Raw genomic sequence first — 21,312 nt, forward strand, 5'->3', positions numbered from 1 at the left:
GGCACTATCTCGTATTTTTTAGAATGGTGGTAGATGGGATGGTCGGATGCTTACGATTTAGTTATAAAAAAAAGCTGAAATCAAAATTTCAGCTTTTTATTTAGCTTACCTAATATTAATTTTCTTAAAAACCCATTGACGCTTTTAATCATGGTTTTAATTATGCTTTTAACTCGGCAAGGACTTGTTCACTGACTTTATCAATCGCTTGTGTACCATCAAATTTAGCATAGCGCGGCGCATTTTGACCTGATTTTGCCAAGTCTTGATAAAAACCAACCAAAGCTTCTGTTTGGTTATGATAAGTCGCTAAACGATCGCGGATGGTATCTTCTTTATCGTCATCACGCTGAACCAAGTCTTCACCAGTTTCGTCATCTTTATTTGCCACTTTGGGTGGATTGTAGACCACATGGTACACGCGACCTGAAGCAGGATGAGAACGACGACCTGACAAACGAGACACAATGTCTTCATCAGGTACGGCAATTTCTACCACGTTATCGATGTGTACGCCTGCATCGGCTAACGCTTGGGCTTGTGGAATGGTACGCGGAAAGCCATCAAAAATACAACCGTTGGCACAATCTGGCTGCGCAATACGGGCTTTAACTAGGTTGATAATTAAATCATCTGAGACAAGTCCGCCGGCATCCATGATACTTTTGGCTTGTTTGCCAAGCTCAGTACCTTCTTTGATAGCGGCACGTAGCATATCACCTGTTGAGATTTGTGGAATATTAAATTCCTTGGTGATGATTTGTGCTTGGGTACCCTTACCAGCGCCAGGTGGCCCTAAAAGAATAATACGCTTCATAAACCTATTCCTTAAGTCGAAATTATTAAAATCGCCCTATCTCATTACTGCAATAGCAAAAAAGACCCACAAATGGTGTGTTCGAATAACTAACAGTTTTGAAATACTGGGTTAACAATACTCGTTAACCGCTAAAATCTCAAGCAATTTTTGCAAAATAATTTAAATTGATAGGGGTATTAAAAATAAAAATGTGGCAAGCTTTAATCCGCCCCTTATTCAATTAATCCCCTATTCAATCAAGAGATTTTTCATAACGATTTAAGGCACGATTTTATCAATCAATACGGTTGTCGAGTCAGCCGTTTTCTCTAGCGGTACGGGGTTACTCGTCAAGTCACCACTTTGCGGCATGGCGTCACCTGAAGCACTAATCCGGGCAGTAATCACCAATGGCTCATTCGTGCTAATCGCCGAACTTAAGGTCATGGTCGGCATGATGCTATCGTTATCGCTGATGTTAATTGCCATACCATTGATGGTTAAGCTATCTGCTGACAGTTTTTTGGCAGCAACAGGGGGACCACCTGCCATCTTACGCACATTAACAAATAAGCTTTCGCCTTTTTTCACCCGCCCTAATATCTCCGGGGTGACTTTGACATTGACTGTAATCGCCTGTTCGCCTTGGGCTTCCCGCTGGTTGATAGTCTGCTCAAGTTCAGATAAGCTGCTTAAGGCTTGGGTATGATCGCCAGGACGCGCTTGGATTTCGGTGCGTAGCAGTTCTACCCATTTTCGAGACTGCGCGTAGTTGCCCGCCCGCATTTCGCCCATTGCCATCAGCATTTGTGCGCCTTGGTGTTTGGGACTTTTGGCTAGAATATGCTCAACCACTTGACGGGTTTTGTCATCCATTACCCCGCCTTGGGTAAAAAAGCTAGTTTGGGCGTAGGTGATGGCGATTTTTTCATCATCAGGATTGAGACGATACGCCCTTGCCAAGGCTTCAATTGCTTGCTCGGGTGCTTGCAAAGCTACAAACACTTCAGAGAGACGGAACCAACGTAGCGGATCGGTGGCATGATGATGCACATTGGTTTGCATGGCACTAATCAGTCCCACACTGTCTTTGGTCGCCCATTCGGGTGGCGTATCGATTTTTGCGGTCAATAAGTCATCCGCGACTTTTCCCAAACGATTTTGTGCATCCCATAATTGATAGACGGGCGTGCGGTCGGCAATCATCGCATAAGCCATCGCAGATAACAGCGGAATCCAGATGATAACTATCAGACGGCTTTTCCAATTGGGAGTAAAATGGCTGGTATCTTGATTGTCACTGATGTCTAGTAATTGACGCTCTAACGCCAGTTTTTGGGTTTGATAAGTCGCCTCATCGATTTCACCCTCACCAAAATCGGCATCAAGTTCTACCAATCGTTGTTTGAATACTTCAATATTGAGCGTTAGTAGCTGATTATCAGCGCGATTGGCGATGGCGTGATGGTCTTGGGTTTGCAACCATGGTAACAAAATAAATACCGCAAGCGTGATAGCAAACAAAAGCGCGACAATGATAAAAATAATTAGCGTTGACATTAATTTTCCTTAACCGCTGCTTGATTGATTTCACTAGTTTTAGCATTGGCAGCGTTATCATTGGCGTTTAACAAGTCTTGTAATCGCTGTTGTTCGGCGGCTGAAAGTGGCGCATAGCCGTCTTCTATGGGATTGGCAATGACAGCGGCACGTTTTGACGAATTACGGTTACGAATAAACCAAGCCAGCATTACAAACACCAACAGCACAGGCGGAAAAAACCATAAAATCCAGGTAGATGGGCGCACAGGGGGTTTGTAGCTAATAAAATCACCGTAGCGCTCATTCATATACTGGCGAATTTCGGCGTCGGAACGACCGTCTTTGACCATGTCATAAGTCTTTTGTTTTAAATCTTGTGCAATTGGCGCATCGGAACCTGCCAAGTTTTGGTTTTGACATTTTGGACAACGAAATTCTTCAATGAGCGCACGATACTGGGCTTCTTGGCGCGGGTTGTCAAATTGGTAGGTATCAATATTTGCCCAAGCCGATATGGATAACCCTGCGACTAGCAACACCACACCCATCAGGTGACGAATTTTTGCAAATGTGATACTCATTGGCACACCTCACGGATTTTAGCATCAGCGGCTTGTTCACGCAGCGCAGTCATACAAGGCAATACTTGCTTGTTGTAGCGCTCTTCGTTGATTTCACCCAAGATATGCTGGCGCACATTGCCTTTGCCATCGACCACAAACGACTCTGGCACACCTGTCAGACCCAAATCAATGCCAAAATTCCCTTCTTTATCTTGCACATTGAGGGTAAATGGGTCTTCATGGGTGTTGAGATAATCGAGCGCGTCTTTGGTTTCATCTTTATAATTGACCCCAACAATCGGTACACCTGCTTTTGACATTTGCAATAAAAACGGGTGTTCAACTTTACAAGTCACACACCAAGATGCCCATATATTGAGTAGAAATGGCTGTTTGGGTAGCTGTGCTTGGGTAATCATTTGTGATGGGTTACCCAAAGACGGTAAGCTAAAACTTGGCAAAGCGCGATTGAGCGAGGTGTTGGTCACTACCGTGGTATCTTTGCCCAACCGCGTATAAAACAGCGCAATGATAATCAAAAAAAGCACCAAAGGAATCAAAAACCAAAGTTGTCTTTTACGCATTGCCATGAGCACTCTCCTCACCTAACTCACTGTCATTTTTTACTAACACGGGGGCGATTGCCGCTGGGGTGTTAATCGCTGCCAAATTCCCCGACTTGTCATCACTCATATCAGCAAGTCTAGGCAGTTTACGATAGCGTTTATCAAACATACTTAAAATCGCACCGAGCGCCAGCACAAAACCACCCCACCACACCCAGCGTACGCCAGGTTTGATATAGATACGCACCGCCCATTTAGTGGCATTGGCTTCACTTTGATTGGCGTCCAAAATAGGCTCTCCCATTGCCATATAGATATCTCTTAATGGGTTATACTGGATAGAAGCTTCGGTCATGGGCATTTGACTGACCACATAATGGCGTTTTTCTGGATAAAGGGTGGCGACTATTTGGTTATTTTTACGAACACTGACCACCGCTTGGGTGGCATCAAAGTTGGCGCCGCGAATTTTTTTTAGCTCATCCATCGTGAACTGGTAGCCTTGTACTTCAACCGATTGGTTTTTTTGCATGGCAATGTCTTTTTCGATACTTAAGCTTGTGGTAATGGCAATACCCATCACGGATAGCAAAATACCCAAATGCGCCAGCTGCATTCCCCAATAGCCCATGTGCAGACGTTTTAGCCCAGCGCCCAGCGAGCGCGCGTTACGGGTTTTGTCTTTGATATCAATCACCATCCATACCAACACCCATAAACACAATGCCGCTGACATAAAGATATTGATGTTGATACTACTGACCAAGAAATAGCTTAAAACCCCGGCTAACACAAAACAACTGGCTAAAATCGCCAAGCCTATACCTAACAATGGACGGGTGTCTTTTTTCCAACGGCTGACCGGTCCAATGGCTAAAAACAACAACAATAACCAAGTTAACGGCACAAATAACGCATTAAAATAGGGCGCTCCCACCGATACTTGACCCAGTTTTAACGCATCGGCCAGCATTGGATAAAGTGTGCCAATCACCACCACGATGGTTGCGACTAATATAATAATGTTATTGATGACCAATAACGTCTCACGAGATTTGAGCTGATAATGGCTTTCTTGGGTCAAGCGCCAACCGCGCCACGCAAACATCGCCAGACCGCCACCGATGACCACGCCCAAAATCACTAGGATAAACAGACCGCGTGTGGGATCTGCGGCAAATGAGTGAACAGAGGTAATGACCCCCGAACGTACCAAAAACGTACCCAATAAACTTAAAGCAAAAGTGAAAATCGCCAACATAATCGTCCAAGCTTTGAACACGCCGCGCTTTTCGGTAACTGCCAATGAGTGTAATAATGCCACCCCACCGAGCCAAGGCATAAAGGACGCGTTCTCCACAGGGTCCCAGAACCACCAGCCGCCCCAGCCAAGCTCGTTGTATGCCCACATTGAGCCAAACACGATCCCTAAGGTCAAACAACACCAAGCCGCTAGTGTCCAAGGACGCGACCAACGCGTCCACACCGCATCTAACCGACCTGCCCATAATGCTGCCATGGCAAAAGCAAACGGTACCACCGCGCCCACATAGCCCATATATAGCATCGGTGGATGAAAAATTAATCCAGGGTCTTGCAGTAGTGGATTCAAATCTTTGCCATCCACTGGGATGCTGGGTAGACTGCGATTAAAAGGTGACGACACAAAAATCACCATGCTTAGCATCATCATTTGCACAAAGGCTATAATCACCAACACGCGTGCGCGCATGGCAAGCGGCAAGCTTCGACTAAAAACGGCCACCGCCGCGCCCCAAGTCGCCAAAATGGTGACCCACAGTAACAGTGAGCCTTCATGCCCGCCCCATGTGGCTGATAAGCGATAGTACCAAGGCAGCAAAGAATTTGACTGATTGGCGACATAAATCAACGTAAAATCATTGGCATAAAACCCATACATCAGGCACAAAAATGACGTGCCGGTTGCCAAAAACTGCGCAATGGCAAAACTTCCCGCCAGTCGTTGCCAAGCAGGTTGGTGTTTAAACACCCCGACTGCTGGCAAAATAACCTGTAAAATGGCAATCACCAAGGCTGAAATAAGCGCAAAATAGCCCAATTCAGTAATTAACATACCCACTGCTCCTATCGCTGTAGTGGTTATCACACTGTAGAATTTTCACCAAAAAAATGGGTCAAATTAATAAAACACCAATATCAAATGTATCCAGCCCGCCAAAAACCCTGTCACGCCGCCCAAAATAATCAGTGTTAATTCATCTTCACGAAAGGCAGGACGCAACAGATTTTGAAATTCATTGGGCGTCAATGCGCGAATACGGTCTCGAAACAGCCCAAAGATTTTTTCTGCGCGGCTAAGGTTAAGCTCAGGATTACTCATCGGCACCATGGTCGCTGCTATTGACTTATCAATAATCACGTGTCTGAGCTGACCAAACTCTTTACGACCTAAACCAAATTTCAAGCTCGTTTGAATCACCTGTGATTCCAATATTGGGTTTAGGTGTTTTTTAATCAGCTCACGCGTTTGCATCGCACGGCTGCCATACATCATTTCATGCATGATGTTTTTGAGCGTGACCAAATCTTTGACCACAATCTCAGCAAACACCTCAGAGACCTCAGGCTGGCGTTTCATAAAACCACCTTGCCAGTTAAATTGTCCCATGTGCGGTTTTTCAAAGCGAATAAACGGCAGTGATTTGCTAAAACTAAAAAATTTGGGATAGCGATAATAATGCGGCTCAATCGGATTAAATACCATCCAGATGGCAATCCAATTGGTCAACAGCCCCCAAATCGCGGCAAAAAACGGCACCGTCCAATGCTGCGGCACAAACCAAAAAATCGCCATTTGCAAAATACCAAATACAAACCCAATCAACGCACTGATATGCCAAATAAAATTAATCTCTTTTTGACCTACTTTCAAAAACATGCGCACCATCAGCGCACGGTCGCTTTCCATCTTGTTAACAATCATCTCGCGCATATCGACCAAGTTTTCGACATTGTAGGTCAAGTCGAGCACCAGATTTTTCATGATAGCTGGCAATTGCTCGTGTCCATACGCATAGATACGGCGTTTGACAGCAAAAGGCAAATTCGCCCACAGCGTTGCCGAGCGCTCATTCATGATTTCATCAATCAGCAAATCCAAGTTTTGGTTCATGGTTTGGCTGATAAAATCCGCCACTTCTTCAGGGTGCATGGCTTGGAAAAACTCATCGAGCGAGCCAAGCTTGGATAAAGTTTGGTCAACGATAATCCCGGATATTTTACCCGCTTTGCGTGGCACAATGCCCTGCCAGCCGATACCGCCGCCTGGAAATCCTTGAATCTTAATGCCCCAAAAATGAATGGGATAAAATAGCATCTTGAGCGCCATCCATACATGCGCCCAAGTCACGACTGCTGTCACAAATGGAATGGTCAGCATGGCGAAAAATTGCGGATGGATTGCAAGCTTGTGCCAAATTTCTGCAAACATATCAAAAAAGCTCACATGGTGAAAAAGCTAAAATCAAAGGACCATAAAACCGAGATGACATTACAAGGTTTGCTTGACAACGTCTGTAGTATGGGTGCGTGAATATGGGTGCGTTCAAACTGCTAGATTTTAGCACAGAAAGATATATTTTACCTGAAGAAGTTGTATTTTTAGCGGTTTTGCGTCCCTATGTTATCATCCATATTGCCGTCAATGCGGCTATCATAATTTGATACACTTGTTTTGACAGCAGCCGTTAGTTATTTGCGATTTTGACAGGATTTGGGCATGCTTATTTGCCATGTTTTATGCTAGTATATCGCTCTTAAATTTTGATTTGAGCCATCAGATTTAAGCCACCCATACTTAAGCCACCCATATAGGAGCTTAGTAGCTGGGTGATATCCCTATATTTGCATTAAGCTAAACATTCATCGCACCGCGACCCTTTTTAAAACCGTTCTAATTGCTGTTACCCGCTTATGAAACCACCCCATTCTTCAGATATGCAACGTGAAAATCTTATCTTTCGCCGCCGGGTAATTTTGGCATCGGTGTTTGTGTTTTTGGGCTTGGTTGGCTTGATTGTACGCTATGCTTATCTACAAATTTATACCCATGACCAGTACGTCACCCAGTCTGACAATAATCGTATCAAGCTGGTTTCTGCACCGCCCAGTCGCGGCTACATTTATGACCGGAACGGCGTGATTTTGGCAGATAACCAGCCTGTTTTTACCGCTGTCATCAGTCCTGATGAAATTGACAATCCTGACAATACCTTGGCGCTACTCACGCCGATTTTTCAGTTGACACCTGAAGAAATCAGTGAAGCTTCAAAAGCCCTTAAAAAAAGTAAAAACGAACCTGTCACCATTAAAATTGGACTTACCGAACAGCAAGTTGCCCAGTTTAGTGAACGTAAACCGTTTTTTAAAGGCGTGACGATTCAAAGTAAACTCACGCGCACCTATCCCTACAGTGACTTATTTGCCCATGTGATTGGCTATGTTGGGCGTATCAGCGACAACGATAGTAAAAAGTTGGATAAAAAGCTGTATGCAGGCACCGATTTGATAGGTAAAACAGGGATTGAAAAATATTACGAGTCGCTGCTACTGGGCAAACCCGGTTATCAATCAATTGAAACCAATGCCTATGGCGATATCATCAAAAAACTCGATACCAAACCACCCATTCCCGGCAATGATATTTATCTAAGCCTTGATTATGGGTTACAAAAATTGACCAGCGATTTATTAAATGGTAAACGCGGCGCGGCGGTGGCAATTGACCCAAGCACTGGCGAGATTTTAGCCTTTGTGAGCAATCCAAGTTTTGACCCCAATCCCTTTATCACTGGAATTAGTAGCAGAGAATACAAGGCACTGCAACAAGACCCCGACATGCCACTGTACAACCGTGCGCTACAAGGGCAATACCCCCCGGGTTCTTCTATCAAACCGATTGAGGGTTTGGCAGGGATTCATTACGGAATAATGGGATGGGACAGTAGTATTTATGATCCGGGTTATTTTAGTCTGCCTGGCGATAGCCATAAATTTCGTGACTGGAAAAAATCGGGTCATGGTAACGTCAATTTGCATAAATCCGTGGTCGAATCTGTCGATACCTACTACTACAAGCTGTCTTATCAACTGGGTATTGACCGGCTTCATGATTGGATGACGCGTTTTAATTTTGGTAGTAAAACGGGCATTGATTTGCCGGGAGAAAAAACCGGGGTCTACCCTTCTACTGAGTGGAAAATGAAAACCTATAAAAAAGCCTGGTTGCCTGGGGAAACCATTTCTGTGAGTATCGGGCAAGGGTATTTTTTGGCGACACCCTTACAGATTGCCAACGGTATCGCCATGCTAGCCGGTGATGGACAGCATTTAACCCCCCATCTGCTCAAAAAATCCACCGGTGCCGAACATGTCACCCCTATTGAAAAGCCCGATGGTAAAATTCAATACAACGGTAACCCCAATGATTGGCAGCGTATGCACCTAGCCATGGAAGATGTGGTCAAAAAAGGCACAGCGCATAATATCTATACGCCAACTTATCGCATCGCTGGCAAAACAGGCACAGCGCAGGTCAAATCTATCGCACAAGGTAAACGCTATAACGAAGCCGCGCTTGACTCGCGCCACTGGGATCATGGCTGGTTTGTTGGTTTTGCCCCGGTCGAAAACCCGCAAATTGCCATTGCCGTCATCGTAGAAAACGGTCGGCATGGTGGCTGGGTAGCACCGATTGTGCGTAAAATGATGGATTACTGGCTCATTGATAAAATCAAAAAACCGATTGTGCCCCCATCGCCTGAAGAACTTGCCAAAATCAACGCCGAAAAACAAGCCGCCAAATTGCAACGGGCAGCGTTAGTTTTGTCGGGTAAACCTATTATCTCAAAACCCAATACCGCCAAACTCCCTGCGGTGGGTGGCGCTGACTAACGTAATGTAGATGTCCAAACTATGATTTCTAAACCATGATGTCCAAAATTAGCAAACGAGCCAATAAAGCCACCAAATCCCCCCCTATTTCTCACGTCCGTATCATCGGCGGCGAGTATCGGCGGCGTTTGGTAGCGTTTATCGATGCCGATGGGTTGCGACCAACCCCCGACCGTGTCCGAGAGACAATATTTAACTGGCTTGCCGATGATTTAGTCAATGCCAAGGTACTAGATTGCTGTGCTGGTAGTGGGGTGCTCGGTTTTGAAGCCTTGTCGCGGGGTGCCAAGCAGTTAACTTCTATCGAGCCTAACCATGAGCAATGTAGGCAAATTAAAGCCACCCAAGCCCTGTTAGGTATTGCTGATACAAAAATTGTGACAATGGAAGCTACGATACAACATGCCTTACCACAACTGGCAAAGACCGAGCCGTTTGATGTGGTGTTTATCGACCCGCCTTATCAACTAGCGTTATGGGATACAATTTTGCATGGGTTAATCAACCATCAGTTAATTCATCCGCAGACATTACTGTATATCGAAAGCGATCAAGATCATAGCCACCTGTTAGAATCTTTTACCGCGTCACTTGAGCCACTTAAATATAAAAAAATGGGGCAAATTTTTGCCGGCATTTATCAGCTAAAAGCGCTTTAATTTAAAGCATTTCAATTCAAAGCCCTTGAACTTAGCCATTAAAAAACCGACTGGATTAACCCAGTCGGCAGATATAATAACCATTCACGCCTAATAGCAAACCCACTATTAGCTTTTAATGCATATACCCACTTGTACGGCAGAAGCTGACGGACATAAATATTTTGATGACTGTCCTTTTAAGTTGTTGGCTTCATACAGATAACTGACCCCAACCACCATCAAAAATGTCACCACGAGCGCTAACATAATCACCAGCACAACACTATGAATGTTGATTTTGGATTGATGGCGCGTCACTTCTACACTATCATCGGCATCTTTATCGTTCGTATTGTTAGCTTGATGGATCATAAATTGTGTCCTAAAAAATTTGAAATTTAACCGATTAAATTTCATTGTGTTACTTTTTTTAGCAAACAACCATGGGCTAAAGCTATAGGTTGTATTGCCACAAAAGCTATGTACATATGTACAAAGGTAATCAAACATTACATTTATCTTATATTGATTACATTCTACAATGTATTTGTTACTAAATTATAACAATAATAAAAAATTACACAATTGTTTTATCAGAAAAATTCCTATTTGGTCATTTTTTGCGATAAATGGTATAGTGTCATCAAACTTTTGAAAAAATATTCATCCAAACTGGTTAATAATCAATTATCTAGCTAGAATCAATTAGCTAGTTAGTTAATCCCATTCACCCCATTTTTCTGTAAGACTGAAAATAATAATGAAAAAAAATACACACAAGCAATGGCAAGCGCTGTTATCTGCCAAACCTATCTATCATAGCAATCAGTTTACCCAATCCAAGATGTCAAGGACGGCATTTCATAAGGACTATGACAGGCTGGTTTTTTCGCAATCTTTTCGCCAATTGAATCAAAAAACCCAAGTGCATCCGTTAACCCATGAGATGGGTATTCATACCCGCTTAACCCATTCGCTTGAAGTATCTTGTATTGGGCGCTCACTAGGGATGATGAGCGCGGAGAAACTCGGTAATGACTTGCCAAGCGGCTTTACGATTTCGGACATGGGAGTCATTGTGCAGGCAGCTTGTTTGGCACATGACATCGGTAATCCCCCGTTTGGGCATGCGGGTGAACAGGCGATTCGAGATTGGTTTTTTCAGCCTGCCCAGCGCCAGTATCTAAGGCGGCTTACCCCACGCCAGCGAATAGATTTATTAGCGTATGAAGGCAATGCGCAAGGCTTTCGACTGCTGACCCGTAACGAGCATCATCCTGATGCAGGTGGCATGCGCTTGACAGCGGCAACGCTGGGCGCTTTTATGAAATACCCTTATCTTTCCACCCCTATCAACCCAGTCAGTGACAGTGACGCACTGCCCTCGCCCTTAACGCTCAAGAAATTTGGCTGCTTTGAAAGTGAAGCGCCGTTTTTGCATGATTTGGCAGAGCAGCTGCAATTACCCAAAACCCAAAGGGGTTATGCGCGGCATCCATTGGCTTATTTGCTAGAAGCCGCCGATGATATCTGTTATGCGCTGATTGATTTGGAAGATGGGATTTTACTGGGTATGTTAGAGTATCATGAAGTTGAGCCACTACTGCTCAAACTCGTCGGTAAACGGCTTGGCGTACCGCCTGAAGTCATGACCAATGCGCCTATCAGCCAAAAATTAGCCGCGCTACGGGGTCGAGCAATGCGGCGATTGGTAGACAAAGTCACTGATGCCTTTGTTGCCAACCAAGCTGCTTTATTGGCAGGTGAGCTGACGGGCAGCTTATTTGACTACTGCCCGAATAATGTACGCAGTAGTATCAGTGAAGCCAAAAGCCTAGCCCATACCCGTATTTTTCAACATCCAAGCAAAGTACGCGTTGAAATCATGTCAAACCGCTGTTTACATACGCTACTTGATGCGTTTATGCCGCTCGCGTTGACGGGTAATTCAGCAGACAGTATTGCTCAGTTTGAGCAATTACGACTGCTTAATCTATTAAATGCCCATTTAAGCAATGTTAGTCGGCAATTAGGGGATGATGTTTATCAAAATATATTGTGTATTTTAGACATGCTGACTGGCATGAATGATCATGAAGCCTATCGGCTCGCGCAAGCATTAAAGGGCAATTGGTCGGTGAATATTTAAACCTCATCGCTGAGCTTCAATCATCAATCGTCAATCGTCAACGATTGTATATTTGGCGTTTTCGGCTTAGAATATTTTTCCTTATTTAACCCGCTGATTGGATACCTAATGACTAGCCGTGACTTGCAAAAACGCCAAACCCGTCAAGCCTTTTTTCAATCGGTGCTTCAGTTATCGAGGTCAGGGCATGCGTTTTCGTCGATTTCACTTCGCCAGATTAGCCGCGAAGTGGGCGTGGTGCCAACGGCTTTTTATCGCCATTTTCAGGATATCGATGAGCTTGGCACCTGCTTAGTCAATGAAGAACTCGGTCACACGCTGCAAAGTCTGCGCGATCATTTGCAGCTGGGTCGCACCCGAACGCATGAAGGGCAAATTGCCTCAAGCGTGCGTTTCTTTTTAGAAAGTGTGGAGCACGCGTCATTGCACTGGCACTTTATTGTCTCTGAGCGCTATGGTGGCAACCAAGCTGTGCAAAATGCACTTGATGAGCAAATCAGCTTGTTTGCGCAAATCATGACCGATGATTTGGCGATGCAACCTGCCTTTGGACATTTAAATCAAGAAGTACGCTTGTTGATTGCAGATATGGGCGTGAATATGTATTTTTCTTGGGTGTATCAATGGCTCAAATTTGACCCCACCGAGGTACAAGGTAAACAAGATTATCTCAATCGCTGTATCAAACAGGCGCAAGTGCTGTTTTATGGTGTGCGTAATTGGTGTCCTTAACCAAAACTTAAGCTAAAAAACAGTAAAACCAACAAACCGTGAAACCAACAAACAGTGAAACCAAAAAAGGCTGAGCATTAACTCAGCCTTTTTACTGTTTATCAACCCATTAATAGCGCCAGTTATAAATCAAATCGACAGAGTTATTGATGGCAGATTTAGACTCAATATACAAGCGTCTTGTTAATTGATAACGCATACTGAGCTCAGGCTGCGAGGTGAACACGCCTACCCCATAACGTATAAACAAGTCTGGGGTGATATACCCCGTTAGACTGACCAAGGTGTCATTGCCCGAGCCATTGGCATCTAACGTTAAACGCTGCAACCCAAACGCCCGACCAATTTGGTTGGTAAATTGGCGCGTCCCGCTTAAGCCATAACTTAACCCTGCTGCGGCAATGGTATTGTCGACGCGGTTTCTAAAGTCTTGTTCGTTGGTATTTTGACCTGAATTGTTATTTAGACTACCTGTCACCCACGCATTCATCGCCTGCTGTTCACTGAGTCCGCCATTATTAAACACGGTAATATTTGGCGCACTGGTGCTGCCTTTGACTTTGACACCCACTTGTACGCCTTGCACGTCTTTTACTGCCTCTACGTTTAGCAGTGGTTTCATCACTTCACCATTGAACCGAACTTGCGCAAAGTTTAGAGTCAAGCTTTGCCCAAATACTTCGACTTTTGAGCGGCGTGATACTTGTACCACCCCTTCTGCTTTCATGGTGCCTTGACCGCGCTGGGTAATATGCAGCGCACCCGCCAATGGTAACCGCGCCCCAAAACCTTGGAAGCTTACGCGATCGCCGAGATCCACACCCACATCCGCGTTGATGCTCCAGGGTTGAGTGACTTTTAGCACATCATCAATCTGACCCATCAAGCGTCTATCAATCACGTTAACATCTGGGGATTTGCTCACCACATTGCCTGTGGCCTCAGGGGGGCGAATGGTGGCGCGAGGCACATCAATCACGCCGACGATATTCACGTAGCGCTGGCTAGGTTTGACAATCACATCAAAAATTGGATTAATAATGGCAGAAATCGCAGGCGGCTGGCTCACTTGCAAGTCTTTGCCTTGCAGCTTCAGCTTGGCTTGCAACTCACGTGTCCAATCAACTGTACCGGTAATGGTGCCTTGACCATCGCCTGCACTGGCAAAAGACCCATCAATAGAGGCTTGATTGCCTGCCACGTGCGATAACACATTAATCTTATCAAAGCGCATCGGCACGCCTGTGATGCTAAGACCGGCATCTTGTAACTCAATATCGCCCACAAATTTGGGCTGCATTAATGAACCACTGATTTTACCTGCCACCAGACCGTTACCTGTCAAGCGTTCAAACGATGGGAAGAAAGGTTTAAATACCGCCAAGTCAATATCTTGGAAAACAACGGTGCCTGAAATCGGTTTTGACTGTATATAGGGATTGACGGTGGCGTCCAAATAACCATTGCCCGCGCCATTGGCGGTTTTGATATCTGCACGAAGTTTCAGCCCTTCTGCGGTTGAACGGGCGATGACACTGATACGCTCATAGGCAATGGTCGTTGGATTTTCTTCAGGGGTTTGTGCGGCGGTACCAAATACCCCGTTATCGGTAAAGAAGCTGGCATTGATACTGGGTCGTTGGTTCTTCTGCCAATGAACGAGTGCGGTGCCGTTGAGTTTACCTGACCAAGCGATATCACGCGGCATCACCACAGAGAAAATTTGGCTATCAATTTGTTGCACGCTGACATCGACATTGCCTTGCCCATTACTGACCACAAGGTTGTTTTTTAGACATAGACTGCCGTTTTGCCCAACCATTTGCCAGCAGTGTGCCGCCATTTGTACATTCAGGTTTTGCCAGCCAAATAGCATTTGTGCGGGTTGTAGCTGTTGCAACTTGGCATATTTGGTACCAATTTGCCCATTACCGAGCATACCCGACCACTGTTTTTTGGCAAGATCGATACGACCTTTGAGCGTCGCTTGTACTTGTCCTTTGGTGCTATCTGCTTTGACATCCAAGGTGTGATTGTCTTGAGTACCGTTAAAATACAGTTGCAAAGAGCGCAGCGGTTGATTGGCAATATTGATACCCGTTGCAGTCAATTGCAACTGACTGGGTGATTTGGCAAGATTGACCAATTTGCCGGTGACTTTGGCATCGAGTACCACAAAGTTTGGCAGTGAAATGTTACGCCCGACTAAATCCACATAGATGTTAGGCAGGGCTTGGTTGTTACCTTGGGTTAAGACAATACCGCCTTTAACGATACCTTTTAGCTGCGGCATTAGCTGATTGAGTGTGCTGATATCGACACTGGTCACTAGTTGATTTTGGTTGCCATTGGCGGTGATGCGATTGCTGCCCCATTGTACCAGCAGATTATTGGCTTGCAGACTTTCAACAAGACGGCGGATTTGTCCGTATTTTTGATTATTGGCGCTATTTTCAATGACTTGGCGCAGCGTGCTGAGGTCTTTTGGCAAATTCAGTTTTGCGGTCAATTGACCCGTTGCCATCAAAGGTTGATTTTTTAGTCTGCCTTTGAGATTCATATTGGCGATATGAATATACTGAGCGCCTGCCCGCCAGTAGCCATCGGTATTGATGGTGCCGGTGATTTGGCTTGGCAGACTTGGCACAAAATAGCTGGCATCAAAATTTTTCATGTCAGCACTGATATGCCAGCCGATACCATTGGTCATATCAAAGCTACCGTTGGCGTTGATGTAGCCTTCTTTACCTTGATGACTAAATTGATTAATTTTGAGCTGTTGTGGCGTGCCTGCAATATCAAATTTAAATGAGCCTGCGGGTACGTTTGGCGCGTTGAGGCTACCATCAAATTTGGCGGCGATATAAGATAACTTATTGCCCAGTAGATCGGCACGTACTTTGCCTGCGCCTTTTAACGCTAAGTGTTTTTTGCTATTGTTGGCGCCCACTAAATCCCCTGTCATGTCAATTTGGTTGATAGTGACATCATGACGGGTCACAACTGCTCGATTGGCTTGGCGGAGCTGTTGCAGGGTACCGCTGGCAACCACATTGCCTGTCAAGTCTTGCAGCGGGATGCTATTTAAAATGCTGTGGGCATTTAAATGATTGGTTTTGGCATTGATTTGCCAAGCTAACGGCTGATTGCCACTGGCAAGTTTAATTTTACCATTGCCTGCCAAATTACCTGCCACGCCTTGATACAGCAATTGAGTGATGTCAACCAGCTGACCTGTTTTATTGACATCGACTTGGTAATTACCGCTTGGGGCTTGATTGAGCTTTAGTATATTGGCATTGACTTGCGCTTGTACACTGCTGGGTCGCTTGCCGTCTGCCGGCTGAAAAATCACCTGCGCTTTGCCATTGGGACTGTTAAGCTCGCCAATGCTCGGTAAATTGTGACGTATCAGCCGTTGCCAATTGGCATCGATAGTATAAGGTTTATGGTTGCCTTTGGCTTGTCGGATATCGGCATTGATAATTTCACCGTCATCTTGGCGCAGATTTGCCCGTACTTGCATCGGCAATTTATCGGTTGCCACATCATAGACGATGCCTAATTTGCCTGTTAAGGTCTCTGGCGCATAGGGGGCGATGTCTTTTGGCAACAACTGACGAATCTTAAAGCCATTCCCCGTATTCATGAGGGCAATACGGGTGCGGTCATGCCAATCAATCGTGCCTTGACTCGTCAATGTCCCTTGCGCGACTTTAGCCGTGAGATATTCGATACTGAGTTTTTGATTGGCAATCACGCCGCGACCTTGATAATGGCCATCGGGGATATCTTTGGCAGTCAAATCAGCATTGATACGCAGCTGGATATTATTGGTCACCCCGCTCGCAGTCGCTAAGCCATTTTTTAGATGGATGTTTTGACTGGTGGCATAGGGCAATAACACATCTTTCCATTCAAGTTTGGCATTAAATGGCGCGTTTTTATCCATCGGCTGCGCCGTTAAATGCCCAGTAACATCCGATTTATTGTATTTACTCTTTATATCCGCGGTCAAAAATTTCAAACTGCCTGTGGCATGGGTATCGAGCGCATCGACATACACTTTTGACAATGAATTGACGATGACCAGTCCTGTCACATCCAGCGGATAATCATGCTGCAGGTCAATTTTGCCTTTGATTTTATCAACGCTTAATAAATTGTTATACGCCAATTTGCCTTCGCCAACCGTGATTTGGGTATCATACCAAGTAAAATTTTGGACATGCGCTTGTTTAAAATCGATGGGGTCGCGGGTCACTTGCTGATAGCGCACTAAATTTGCTTTTACGTCATCTAAGGTTAAGTTAACAGGCAGTGCGATGCGTGGGTAATCAAAGGGTTTATTGGAAGGGGGTTTTTTGTAGGTGATGACCATGCGATTGATGTTGGCTTCACGCAGATGCACTTGTTTATTGATAAGGGCGCGCCAGCCAATTTTGACATAGGCTTTATCAACGGTGACTTCGACATAATTTTTTGGCGGTTTATCAGGAATTTTAAGATCGTAAACCCAAATGCCATCGCGAAGATTGCCTTTACCATATTTTAGGCTGATACCTGTTTCTTGAACGATGGCATTGATAAGTAACCGTGTACCCCATGGGGTGCCGACGGCATAATAAGCCCCTAACAATATTACAATCAAAATAACGACTAACACCATCACAATTTTGGTGACAAAACCCTGCCGATACCAGTGTCGAAGCCAACCCGCCTCTTCTTTTGCAGGGTCTAAATCTTCACCGTCTGGACTTTTAGTTTCTAGATTTTCAGTGTCTATTTTACCGTCTAGGTCATTATCTACCAATGATTTATCGTCAGGCTTGGTGCCATCTTCGGGCAATGAGTCGTTGTTATTATCGTCTTTCATTAATATCGCAAATCAATCGTTGGCTAACTACAAAAACACAGGTTCTATGCGCTGTATATGGGCGGTATATTGGATAAACCTTCCATACTAGCAAAGTTTTATCCAAAAATCTTAACTAAAAACCTTGCATAAAATAATGCCGTGATTTTTAGCCAAATTATTATAACGGTGAGCCGATAAAGAAGTGTAAACGGACATCGTTGTTATCCCCTGTCAGACCTTTTGCCACATCGAGCCGTACCAAGCCTATCGGTGATTGCCAGCGGATACCTGTACCGATACTGACCGCCGTTGCGTTATCATATTCGCCAGTTGTATCATACGCATTACCAAAGTCAGTAAACACAGCGCCACGAAAGCTCGGTCTAAACTCATAGTTATACTCTGCCGACCCTACCGCTAAGGCATCACCGCCGACTAAGAAATTTTCGCCGCCATAGGTCGGTGCTAAACTATCGGTGTTGTAGCCGCGGATACTAGAATCACCGCCTGCAAAAAAGCGTGAACGATAAGGCACATCATAAAAATCACCGCTATATAGATAACCCAAATCCAGTCGCCCAATCACTTGTTGTTTGTTATCTTTGCCAAAAGTATACATCCCAGTACCACCCGCACGTAGAATGGCCATATTGGTGTCACTCAGTGCCCCTTTAGCACCGACTTCAAGCGAATAACGTTGGCTATAACCCCACATTGGCGTCAGCATATTGTCTGCTACCGTTTTATTAATTGCATAACCCGCTAACAAGGCTTGTTGGGTATAATCCGATGCGTAGTTGTTAAAAGGATAAGGCAAGCTATCGGTGCTATATTTTTCAGGATCGACTGTGAGTTTATCGCCGCGGTAGCGCAGCGAATAGGTGCGATTCCAACCACTATCATGATAAATATTGCGGGCAATACTGGCATAGACCGTGTCCGCCTCAAAGGTGTTGACTAGGTCATCAACTTCTTTGTGTTGATAGCCGACTGTGCCTGTTAGTTTATCGTTGAGGGGATGCTTATAGGGTAAACTGGCAGTAAATTCCACCGCTTGATCGACTTTGGATAATGCTACTGATGCCCCAGTCTGCAGACCACTTCGGTTAACCAAGTTGTTTTGATATTTACCAGTCAAGCGCACGCCTACGTCCGTTTCATAACCCAAACCCACCTGTGCCTCATGCGGCTTGGTGGCATTGAGTACCACATAGGTTGGGATTTGCTTTGTTTCATACACTTGTTGTGGCGTGAGCTTTGGTATGACTTGGTCTTCTCGTGGTTTGATGGGTAAGTCTTTGTCTTTATCCAGTTTTTTTGCCGTTTTACTGACCGCATTGGCAATGACCACCAGCGGATTTTTACTTTTATTTTCAGCCTCGGGTGATAATTCCATATCTTCGGGTGCGGCCAATAAATTTTTGGCTTTTCGGCTGATGGCATTGAGACGTTGTTCGGTCGAGTCATCGACTTCAAATTGAATCGGCGCGATGTCATTGGGGTCTTGCACCTGATTGACGGTTTTTTGCGTCGTGCTATCGACAGTACCTGCGGATTGAAGTTCGGATGACTGACTTTGAGCTGAGTTGCTTTGAGTTGAATTGCTTTGAGATGCGAGACTTTGATCGGTTGAATTGGCGGGTGAAATACCGGCGGCTGTATCAGAAGTGCCAGCGATATTGTCGGCTGTGGTATTGCTGCTGTTGGCATTGCTGAGCGTCGCCGAGCCCGATTGTTCAAATGCGATATCGCTTGCTGCTTCGTCTGATGGCATGACGACATCCACATCCACCCCATTAAAATAACGGGTGGCAGTCAAATTGTTGGTAAATTCGGTAACAAAGGGTTGATAGTAGGCATCGCCTTTTTGGTACGTCATTAAGGCTTTGATCAGCTTTGGCTTTAAAGGCAGTTTATCTGGGTCATCGGTCAAATTGCCTTGCTTATCAATGCTATATATCTTCACATCATCAAAGTGATAGCGAGTCTTTGTGTCATAAATTAGGTCAACATCCGCGGTATTGTCCGGCAAAATAATATCCACCGAGCTATTGAGCCATTTGGCATCGAAGTAACCATTGGTTTGCGCGACGCCTTCAATCGTGGCCTTTGCGGCTTTATAGATACCATGACTGAACACATCCCCTTCTTTGGGCGGGATTTCTTTTTCTATCACGGGATACACCGGCAGCGCGTTATCGCCTTCCCCACCTTCACCACGGATATCAATGATGCGATTTTGCACGATGACGGGCTTGCCAACCTCTAAGCTGACTTGGATATTGTCTTTGCCTAAATGCCTAAAGGCGATTTTAGTGTCATAAAAACCCACCGCCTCTGCCGCATCTTTGGCAATTTGGCGTAATTTGTTCACACTGGCATTAAAATCCGACACCGATTCGACGGTCACTTTTTCCAACGCCGCTTTGATATTACGCGCAGGCTCGAGTTTGGCATCTGCATTGGCAAAGCTGATATCAATATAGTTGAGCCCTTCGCCGCGACCTATTAGTTTGTTTTTCAAACGCGCCACGATGCCTTGCGGCTCTGCTGTCACGGTTGAGTTGGCTTGTGGGGTGGTCAATGCCGTTGTTTGCTGTTGATAGGCGGGCAAGTAATCATTGGGATTGATGGTGTCGGTGGATTTGATATTGCCGGCATCATTGGCGACGCCTTGATTAGTCAGATTCTGATTCGCAATATTTTGGTTAGCGGTATTTTGATTAGATAAATTGGTTTGCTCGCTCACCTTTTGATTAATCGCGTCGAAATTCTGTTTTTCGGTGGTTAGCTGCTCAGTGACTTGCGCTTGGGCATGCGATTGGGATTGAGTATTCACACTTGCAGGCTTGCTATTGTTGATTTGATTGGCAACCGATTGCGGTGTGGCTTGATCTAATGCTTTACTGTAGCCGACACTAGGTTGGTTTTGTTTCAACGTCGCCACAGGTTGGTTAAAATTATTAAAGTCTGCCAAAGTCTGATTATCGAGTTGTTGACCAATTTTATCTTCAACGCGCTGCTGATTGAGTTGATACAGATAAGGCTGAGCGGTATTGGCATCGGTAGTGATGCTATCTTGCGCAGTTGCCGCAGGCGTGGCATTTTGCGTTGCCGTGGTACCCTTGCTGTCATTGGCGGTGGTCTGCGCTGCGCTGCTAGTGGTTAGCGTGCTATTCGTCGCTGAGCTATTAGCTAAAGTATTAACTGTGCTGTGAGCTGAAGTATTAGCTAAACTATTAACAGTAGCTGACATTATTGGCGTTTGTGCCCCCCAAGCAGGCACTACACCCACACTAACCAAGGTAATTGCCAAACGTATGGGGGTCAAGCGAAACAGCGAATGATTTGATACGCTAGAATGGGCGGGGCTCTGGCAAGGATTTGACGGACAAGGATTGGACGATAGTGGAGAGCTGGCATAAAAAAAACTAAACGGGTTATCGGCCAATGCGGTTGACTGACCAGAGGGTAGCAAATTTATTGGTTTCATGATAAAAATCAAATCCTTGAGCGAGCACTAGGCGA

General features: G+C 45.2%; 13 protein-coding genes. 4 read left to right on the plus strand and 9 right to left on the minus strand.

Going from position 1 to position 21,312, the window contains the following annotated elements:
* Nucleotides 1-160: 160 nt before the first annotated feature.
* The 6 genes from adk to RTP55_RS09275 all read right to left on the minus strand — a co-directional run bounded on the left by adk (nt 161) and on the right by RTP55_RS09275 (nt 6,942).
* Complete coding sequence (gene adk / locus RTP55_RS09250) at nt 161-817, minus strand: adenylate kinase (RefSeq protein ID WP_312385719.1); 657 nt, start codon at nt 815-817, stop codon at nt 161-163.
* A 261-nt stretch (nt 818-1,078) separates the two neighbouring features.
* A complete protein-coding gene (gene ccmI / locus RTP55_RS09255; RefSeq protein ID WP_312385721.1) occupies nt 1,079-2,359 on the minus strand; it encodes a c-type cytochrome biogenesis protein CcmI in 1,281 nt (426 codons plus the stop codon).
* The gene (locus RTP55_RS09260) at nt 2,359-2,922 is read right to left on the minus strand and encodes a cytochrome c-type biogenesis protein (RefSeq protein WP_312385722.1); all 564 of its coding nucleotides are present in this window, start codon (nt 2,920-2,922) and stop codon (nt 2,359-2,361) included. The genes ccmI and RTP55_RS09260 overlap by 1 nt, the downstream gene beginning before the upstream one ends.
* Nucleotides 2,919-3,494, minus strand: coding sequence for a DsbE family thiol:disulfide interchange protein (locus tag RTP55_RS09265; protein WP_065252789.1), 576 nt, complete (start codon nt 3,492-3,494; stop codon nt 2,919-2,921). The genes RTP55_RS09260 and RTP55_RS09265 overlap by 4 nt, the downstream gene beginning before the upstream one ends.
* Nucleotides 3,481-5,565 (minus strand): heme lyase CcmF/NrfE family subunit, encoded by a 2,085-nt coding sequence (locus RTP55_RS09270; protein WP_312385724.1) that lies wholly within the window; start codon nt 5,563-5,565, stop codon nt 3,481-3,483. The genes RTP55_RS09265 and RTP55_RS09270 overlap by 14 nt, the downstream gene beginning before the upstream one ends.
* A 66-nt stretch (nt 5,566-5,631) precedes the next feature.
* The gene (locus RTP55_RS09275; RefSeq protein ID WP_065253097.1) at nt 5,632-6,942 is read right to left on the minus strand and encodes a DUF445 domain-containing protein; all 1,311 of its coding nucleotides are present in this window, start codon (nt 6,940-6,942) and stop codon (nt 5,632-5,634) included.
* Nucleotides 6,943-7,424: 482 nt separating this feature from the next.
* Between RTP55_RS09275 and mrdA the strand changes: the two genes are divergently transcribed.
* On the plus strand, nt 7,425-9,404 hold the full coding sequence (gene mrdA, locus RTP55_RS09280) for a penicillin-binding protein 2 (protein ID WP_309592688.1): 1,980 nt from the start codon (nt 7,425-7,427) through the stop codon (nt 9,402-9,404).
* A gap of 35 nt (nt 9,405-9,439) precedes the next feature.
* The gene (rsmD, locus tag RTP55_RS09285) at nt 9,440-10,063 is read left to right on the plus strand and encodes a 16S rRNA (guanine(966)-N(2))-methyltransferase RsmD (protein ID WP_309592689.1); all 624 of its coding nucleotides are present in this window, start codon (nt 9,440-9,442) and stop codon (nt 10,061-10,063) included.
* A gap of 108 nt (nt 10,064-10,171) precedes the next feature.
* Here rsmD and RTP55_RS09290 read toward each other — a convergent pair whose 3' ends face one another.
* A complete protein-coding gene (locus RTP55_RS09290) occupies nt 10,172-10,417 on the minus strand; it encodes a hypothetical protein (RefSeq protein ID WP_007115268.1) in 246 nt (81 codons plus the stop codon).
* A 388-nt stretch (nt 10,418-10,805) separates the two neighbouring features.
* Between RTP55_RS09290 and RTP55_RS09295 the strand changes: the two genes are divergently transcribed.
* Nucleotides 10,806-12,194: a deoxyguanosinetriphosphate triphosphohydrolase gene (locus RTP55_RS09295; protein ID WP_312385725.1), complete on the plus strand. Its 1,389-nt coding sequence runs from the start codon at nt 10,806-10,808 to the stop codon at nt 12,192-12,194.
* Nucleotides 12,195-12,302: 108 nt separating this feature from the next.
* Entirely contained in the window at nt 12,303-12,926 is a 624-nt protein-coding gene (locus RTP55_RS09300; RefSeq protein ID WP_159770785.1) for a TetR family transcriptional regulator, read from the plus strand.
* 109 nt (nt 12,927-13,035) lie between these two features.
* On the opposite strand, the gene RTP55_RS09305 is transcribed toward RTP55_RS09300, so the two are convergent.
* Together RTP55_RS09305 and RTP55_RS09310 are read right to left on the minus strand one after the other, a co-directional pair.
* Nucleotides 13,036-17,802 (minus strand): translocation/assembly module TamB domain-containing protein, encoded by a 4,767-nt coding sequence (locus RTP55_RS09305; RefSeq protein ID WP_312385726.1) that lies wholly within the window; start codon nt 17,800-17,802, stop codon nt 13,036-13,038.
* Between the two features lie 160 nt (nt 17,803-17,962).
* Complete coding sequence (locus RTP55_RS09310; RefSeq protein WP_312385727.1) at nt 17,963-21,277, minus strand: autotransporter assembly complex protein TamA; 3,315 nt, start codon at nt 21,275-21,277, stop codon at nt 17,963-17,965.
* Nucleotides 21,278-21,312 lie beyond the last annotated feature (35 nt).

Origin of the sequence: Moraxella sp. CTOTU47579 (genome assembly GCF_032004885.1) — a bacterium.
Classification (GTDB): Bacteria; Pseudomonadota; Gammaproteobacteria; order Pseudomonadales; family Moraxellaceae; genus Faucicola; species Faucicola tetraodonis.